This is a genomic window from Paraburkholderia sp. 2C, assembly GCF_054589215.1.
In genome coordinates, this window is record NZ_BAAILL010000045.1 from 173053 (window position 1) to 179389 (window position 6337).

5 protein-coding genes are annotated in these 6337 nt (G+C 63.5%); 3 read left to right on the plus strand and 2 right to left on the minus strand.

Annotated features, from left to right (window positions below):
* The 3 genes from ACYPXD_RS22755 to ACYPXD_RS22765 all read left to right on the plus strand — a co-directional run.
* Positions 1–1201, plus strand: a 1201-nt coding sequence (locus ACYPXD_RS22755) for an MFS transporter (protein ID WP_459716269.1), incomplete at its 5' end; no start/stop codon positions are given.
* A gap of 312 nt (positions 1202–1513) precedes the next feature.
* Positions 1514–3295 carry an AMP-binding protein gene (locus tag ACYPXD_RS22760; protein WP_459716271.1) on the plus strand — a complete coding sequence of 594 codons (1782 nt, stop codon included), beginning with the start codon at positions 1514–1516 and terminating at the stop codon, positions 3293–3295.
* Positions 3296–3406: 111 nt separating this feature from the next.
* The gene (locus ACYPXD_RS22765; RefSeq protein WP_459716274.1) at positions 3407–4489 is read left to right on the plus strand and encodes a DUF1571 domain-containing protein; all 1083 of its coding nucleotides are present in this window, start codon (positions 3407–3409) and stop codon (positions 4487–4489) included.
* Positions 4490–4541: 52 nt separating this feature from the next.
* Here the strand turns inward: ACYPXD_RS22765 and ACYPXD_RS22770 are convergent, their stop codons facing one another.
* The gene (locus tag ACYPXD_RS22770; protein ID WP_459716277.1) at positions 4542–4991 is read right to left on the minus strand and encodes a hypothetical protein; all 450 of its coding nucleotides are present in this window, start codon (positions 4989–4991) and stop codon (positions 4542–4544) included.
* 35 nt (positions 4992–5026) lie between these two features.
* Positions 5027–6337, minus strand: a 1311-nt coding sequence (locus tag ACYPXD_RS22775; RefSeq protein WP_459716280.1) for an FAD-binding oxidoreductase, incomplete at its 5' end; no start/stop codon positions are given.

A 6337-nucleotide genomic window follows, 5' to 3' on the forward strand; every position in this document is an offset into this window, starting at 1 on the left:
AAACGTCACGATCGCCGCCTATCTCGGCTGGACACTCGACGCATTCGATTTCTTTCTGATGGTTTTTATTCTGAAAGATATCGCTGCCGAATTTAATACGAAAATCCCGGAAGTCGCGTTCGCGATCACGCTGACGCTCGCCATGCGCCCGCTGGGCGCGCTGATCTTCGGCCGGCTCGCCGACAAGTACGGGCGCCGCCCGACGCTGATGGTCAACATCGCCATCTATTCGTTGCTCGAACTGTTGTCCGGCTTCTCGCCGAATCTGACCACGCTGATCGTGCTGCGCGCCCTGTTCGGCATCGCGATGGGCGGCGAATGGGGCGTCGGCTCGGCGCTGACGATGGAAACGGTGCCCGCGAAATCGCGCGGCATCGTGTCCGGTCTGCTGCAAGCCGGCTACCCGAGCGGCTATCTGCTCGCCTCGATCGTGTTCGGTGTGCTTTACCAGTACATCGGCTGGCGCGGCATGTTCTTCGTCGGCGTGATCCCGGCGCTGCTCGTGCTCTACGTGCGCTCGAGCGTGAACGAGTCGCCGGCGTGGGTGGCGATGGAGAAGAAAGCACGCCCGGGCCTGCTCGTCACGCTCAAGCGCAACTGGGTGCTGTCGATCTACGCGATCATCCTGATGACCGCGTTCAACTTCTTCTCGCACGGCACGCAGGATCTGTATCCGACTTTCCTGCGCGAACAGCATCACTTCGATCCGCACACCGTATCGCTGATCGCGATCGTGCTGAACATCGGCGCGATCGTCGGCGGTCTGCTGTTCGGTTCGATCTCGGAGCGGATCGGCCGTCGCCGCGCGATCTGCATCGCGGCGCTGATCGCGCTGCCGGTGCTGCCGCTGTGGGCGTTCTCGTCGACGCCGGTCATGCTCGCGATCGGTGCGTTCCTGATGCAGATCTCCGTGCAAGGCGCGTGGGGCGTGATTCCAGTGCACCTCAACGAAATCTCGCCTGACGAGATTCGCGCGACCTTCCCCGGTCTTGTCTACCAGCTCGGCAACCTGCTCGCGTCGGTCAACGCAACGATGCAGGCTTCGTTCGCCGTGTCGAACAACAACAACTACGGGCTCGCGATGGCCGTCGTGGCGGGCACGGTGGCCGTCATCATCGCCGTGCTGATCCTGTTTAGCCGCGAGCGCCGCGGCATCGATATGACGAAGTCCGCCGAAGCGGTTGCGGCGACAACGTCATAGCGGATCCGCAGCGCAGCGCGTCAGCGCTTTCTCATGCAGTAAAGGCCGCGCCGATCCGATCGGCGCGGCCTTTTTCATTGCGCCGCAGCGGTACGCGCAGGACGCCGTCGCCGCCCATCCCGTCAATTCGACGACGATCTATTAGAAGATTTTCCCGACGCCAGTCTCTTGCCCGTTCGCCGTCATCGTCCGTATCCTTCGTCAGCCATCCATGACGCCATCGAAAACATCCGCGCAACGTTCAAACGGCAGCCATACTGTCTGTAGAACAGATCGAACAGTGCAAAGCACAAGAATGGAATGGAGACGACCATGAGCCCATCGACCCAGTCGCTACCGGCTTCGGCCGCCCAGGTACGCGTTTCGCATGCAATGCCCCAGCCGGCGCCCAATACCGACGGCATCTGGTATGCGTCGTATGCGCCCGGCGTGCCGCATGAAATCGACATCGCGCAGTTCGCTTCGATCGTGCAGATGTTCGACGAATGCACGCAGAAGTATCGCGACCGGGTGGCCTATGTGAGCGTCGGCTCGAACCTCACCTACGGCGAACTCGCACGCAAGGCCAATGCGTTCGCGAGCTGGCTGCAGGGCATCGGCGTGAAGCCGGGCGAACGCGTCGCGATCATGTTGCCGAATACGTTCCAGTATCCGGTCGCGCTGTTCGGCGGCCTGAAAGCGGGTGCGGTCGTGGTCAACGTCAATCCGCTCTATACGGTGCGCGAGCTTGCACACCAGCTGAAGGACAGCGGCGCGCAGACCATCGTCGTGTTCGAGAATTTCGCGAAGACGCTCGAAGACGCGCTGCCCGGCACGCGTGTGCAAAACATCGTCGTCACCGCGCTCGGCGACCTGCTGGCCGATGGGCTCAACCTCAAAGGCCGCTGCATCAACGCGTTGATCAGGCATCTGAAGAAGATGGTGCCCGCGTACCGGTTGCCGCAAGCGGTACGCATGCGTGAAGCGCTCGCAATCGGCGCGCGCCGCGCGCCGGCGCCCGTTGCGGTGAACCAGACGGACGTCGCGTTCCTGCAGTACACGGGCGGCACCACCGGTGTCGCAAAAGGCGCGATGCTCACGCATCGCAACATCATCGCGAATGTGCTGCAGGCCAAGGCGTGGTCCGAAAGCGAACTGGCCGGCGATATCGAAACGGTGTTGACGCCGCTACCGCTCTACCACATCTACTCGCTGACGCTGAACGCGATGATCTTCATGCTGCTCGGCGGCCGCAACATCCTGATCGCCAATCCGCGCGACACGAAGCGCGTGATGAGGGTCATCCGACACGAAACGTTTACCGGCATCACGGCCGTCAATACGCTCTACAACGCGTTTCTCGACAATGACGAATTCCGCAGGCGCGATTTCTCGAAGCTCAAGCTCGCGATGGCGGGCGGCATGGCGATGCAGAAAGCGGTCGCCGAGCGTTTCAAGGCCGTGACGGGCAAGCCGATCATCGAAGGTTACGGCCTCACCGAGTGCTCGCCGATCGTCACGATGAATCCGGTGAACCTCAGGCATATGCGCGACTTCGACGGTTCGATCGGACTGCCGGCGCCGTCGACGGCCGTGCGTTTTCGCAAGGAAGACGGCAGGTGGGCTGGTATAGATGAGCCCGGTGAGTTGTGCGTAAAAGGCCCGCAAGTCATGAAAGGCTACTGGAATCGTCCGGAGGAAACCGCGAAGGTCCTCGACGACGACGGGTGGCTTGCAACAGGCGACATCGGCACGATGAACGAACAGGGCTACGTCCGCCTGATCGACCGCAAGAAGGACATGATTCTCGTGTCGGGCTTCAACGTATACCCGAACGAAATCGAAGACGTGATCGCGATGCACCCGGATGTGCGCGAAGTCGCCGCGATCGGCGTGCCCGACGCGGTGCAAGGCGAGCGCGTCAAGGTCTTTATCGTGGCGCGCAATCCCGCGTTGACCGAAGCGCAAGTGATCGAGCATTGCAGAAAGAACCTGACCGGCTACAAGGTGCCGAAGCTCGTCGAGTTTCGTGACGATCTGCCGCAAACGAATGTCGGCAAGATTCTGCGGCGCGAACTGCGCGCTCAGGAACTCGCGAAGCAAAAACCTGCCTGATGCAAGATATGTGCGGCGCGAACGGCCGTCATCGGTTCAGCCGTTTCCGGTTTCTGTGGGAGTCCACTCATGCCGCACCCGTCGTCGACGAATCCAACTCGCCGAGCACCGATGATGTGCGCGTTGCGTTGGCTCGCCTGCGCGGCAACCTTGCATGTGGCGGCCGCCGCACTGGCGCAGCAGCAAAGCGCCGCGCCGGCGGCTAACGCGTCTCCTTCGCTCGAGCCGTCGTCGGCTGCATCGCCGGCTTTGCCGGAGAGCGCAACCGGCACCAATGGCTCGACGAACGGCTCGACCAACGGCCCGGCAAGCGCAGCGGGCACAGCCAACGCATCGAACGCGTCGAACGCGTCGAACGCATCGGGCACGGCGGTCGCCGCAAGCAGCGCCAAACCGGAAGTCAGTCCGCCGACCATACCGCCGTCCGAAGCCGCCAAGCTCAAGCCCGACGAACAGGTGCGATGGCTGCGCCAGGCCGCGCAAAGCGGCCTGCTCGAAAAACTCGACGACGCCGATCTCACCACCCTCTTCCAGTCGCTCGATCCGTTGACGGTGCCGCGCTATATCAAGGACGGCCCGAACGGCTACCCGTCATACGAGTTCACGATGATCCGCCAGGAGCGCATTCGCGGCGTATGGCCGACCCGCCCCGATCATATGATCGTGCGCGTGACGCGCGACCCGATCCGCATTTACGCAAAATGGCTACCCGGCGGCGCGCACGCGGGTCAGGAAATCATCTACGACGAAACGCGGCGCAGCGATGAAATGTACGGCCATCTCGGCGGCTTCCTGAACATCATGCCGGTGTGGGCATCGTTGAACGGCGCGCTCGCGCGTACGCAATCGAACCATCAGGTGCGCGACCTCGGCACCGAATACATCGCCAGGCAGTTTCTGTCCGAAGGCGAGAAATACGCGCAGGCGGGCATCACGCGGCCGACACGCATCGAAGTGAAAACGCTCGACGGCGTGCGCGTCGTCGCGTTCACCTACGAGACGAGCACCGGCATGCCCGAGTTCTACGCGAAGAAAGAGACGCTCGGCCTCGATCTGCGGCATCCGTACTTTCGCACCGTCGAATCCTACGACAACGACGGGCGCATCTTCGAGCGCATCGTATTCCAGACGATCACGCCGAAAACCTTCGACGACGAAACCTTCGATCCGAAGAATCCCGCATACAAGTTTTGATGCCGATGCTTCGATCCACGCGCGGCGGCGCGTGCCGATGCGCGTCGCGGCGTCATACGGAAATGACGAACGAAACCGGTGCGTTCGCATGCGGCCGGCTCATTTCCGTTGCGCTTGCAACGAGGCGGCCAGGGCGCAGCGCAAGACGTGTCAGCACGAAGAAGTCCGACGCGCGCGTAAATCCGATCAGCGTCGACGACGGCGCACGCGCTACGCTCGCCGCGAGCGACACATGCCAGAGCGTACCGATGTCGTGATCGTTGCCGATCTCGAAGACGGGAATGGAGCGACGCGCCGCATGATCGGCGAATGCATCGGCATGTGCGAGCGAGGCGTCGAGTACCGCGAAACACCGGGTGGCGCACGCGAGCGTCGCGCCATCCCGCGAGGCTTCGGACGAAGCGGCGCCCCGGGCTTCGGCGGAACCCACCGTGAACCATGCCGGCAGCCACGCACCCGTCGAGTACCACGTGCCGGTCGCAATGAACGTGCGCCGATCCATCGCTTATCTCGCGGCGCGGCGGTGAGATCGCGCGATCATGTGTAGCCCCGTTTGTCGCGCCACGCGCGCGGCCAGATGCCCTGCTTGCCCGGCGACAGGATGCCCGCGGGATCGAGCGCATCCTTCACTGTCTCGGACAGGCGCAGCAGCGCGCCGTCATTGAAGCTGTACTGCGCGGCCGCGTAATCCATATGCACGAGATGCGACCGGTATTCGCCGTAGCCGGCCGCGCGAAGATCGCTCATCAGCGCACGCAGCAGGTCGCCCGCCCGCTCGCTCTGCCTGGCATCGTCACGATTGAAAATAGCCGCGAAAATATGGTGCAAATGCCGCACGCCCGCGGTGAAGCCGCCGTAATAATCGAAGCCGTACGATGCGGCGCGCCCTTTGACCATCATGTACTGGCGGAACGCGTCGCGGCCCACGGCCGGGCTGATCGGCGAGAAGTCGATATGCGCGCCGCTGCCGCCGCGCCAGTCGAGCATCCTGAATGCGGTCATCGCGGGAATGCCGGCCATGTTGCGATCGCCGCCGCCGGTCGGCTGCGCGTCGCCCGCGTATTTCCTCGCCGCCATCGACGCGCGCGGCACCTGCGCGAAGGCGCGTTGCACGATCCGGTTGCGCGCGTCGATCAGTTCGTCGGTGCCGTATAGCGCGTAGTGCAGATTCCAGCGGCCGACGTCGAGCTTCTTCAGCATCGCGTCGATCGCGCTGTCGGGCATCGCGCCGTCGCCGTCGTACCATTGCGTGCGCGGCGACAAACCCGCCGCGCGCCGCAGGCCGCCCTCGACCACCGCGTGGTTCGTGATCGTGCCGTCAAGACGCAGCGGACGCAGGATATCGACGATCGCTTCGAGATCGCGCTCGTCGTGAAACTGGATCTCGCCGAGCAGATACGCGGGCGGCGCGGGCATCAGCCAGACACCCATCTTCGTGACGACACCGTAGTTCGACTGCATGAACATGGCGTCGAACGACGGACCGTAGCCCGACCGATACGCCTGCCACGACGTGCCGATCTCGATGCCGCCCATGCCGGTGCGCACGACATCGCCGTTCGCCAGCACCACTTCCATGCCGCACTGGTTCGACGCGTGATCGCCGTATGCGGTGTAGCCGAAACCGCGCTCGAGCGTATTGCCGATCACGCTGCCCCAGCCGGCCGCGGGCGGATCGACCCACAGCTTGTAGCCGTGCTCGCGCAAGTAGTTGTACAGATCGAAATAGCTGACGCCCGGTTCGACGAGCGCATACGCGAGTTTTTCATCGACGGCGAGCACGCGGTTCATCCGTTGCAGGTCGACCACGACGGAGCCCGCGAGGCGCGGCGCCGCGCCGCCGGATGC

Coding starts and splice junctions, on each gene's coding strand:
- ACYPXD_RS22760 (WP_459716271.1), top strand. CDS start 1,514: ATGAGCCCATCGACCCAGTCGCTACCGGCTTCGGCCGCCCAGGTACGC.
- ACYPXD_RS22765 (WP_459716274.1), top strand. CDS start 3,407: ATGATGTGCGCGTTGCGTTGGCTCGCCTGCGCGGCAACCTTGCATGTG.
- ACYPXD_RS22770 (WP_459716277.1), bottom strand. CDS start 4,991: ATGGATCGGCGCACGTTCATTGCGACCGGCACGTGGTACTCGACGGGT.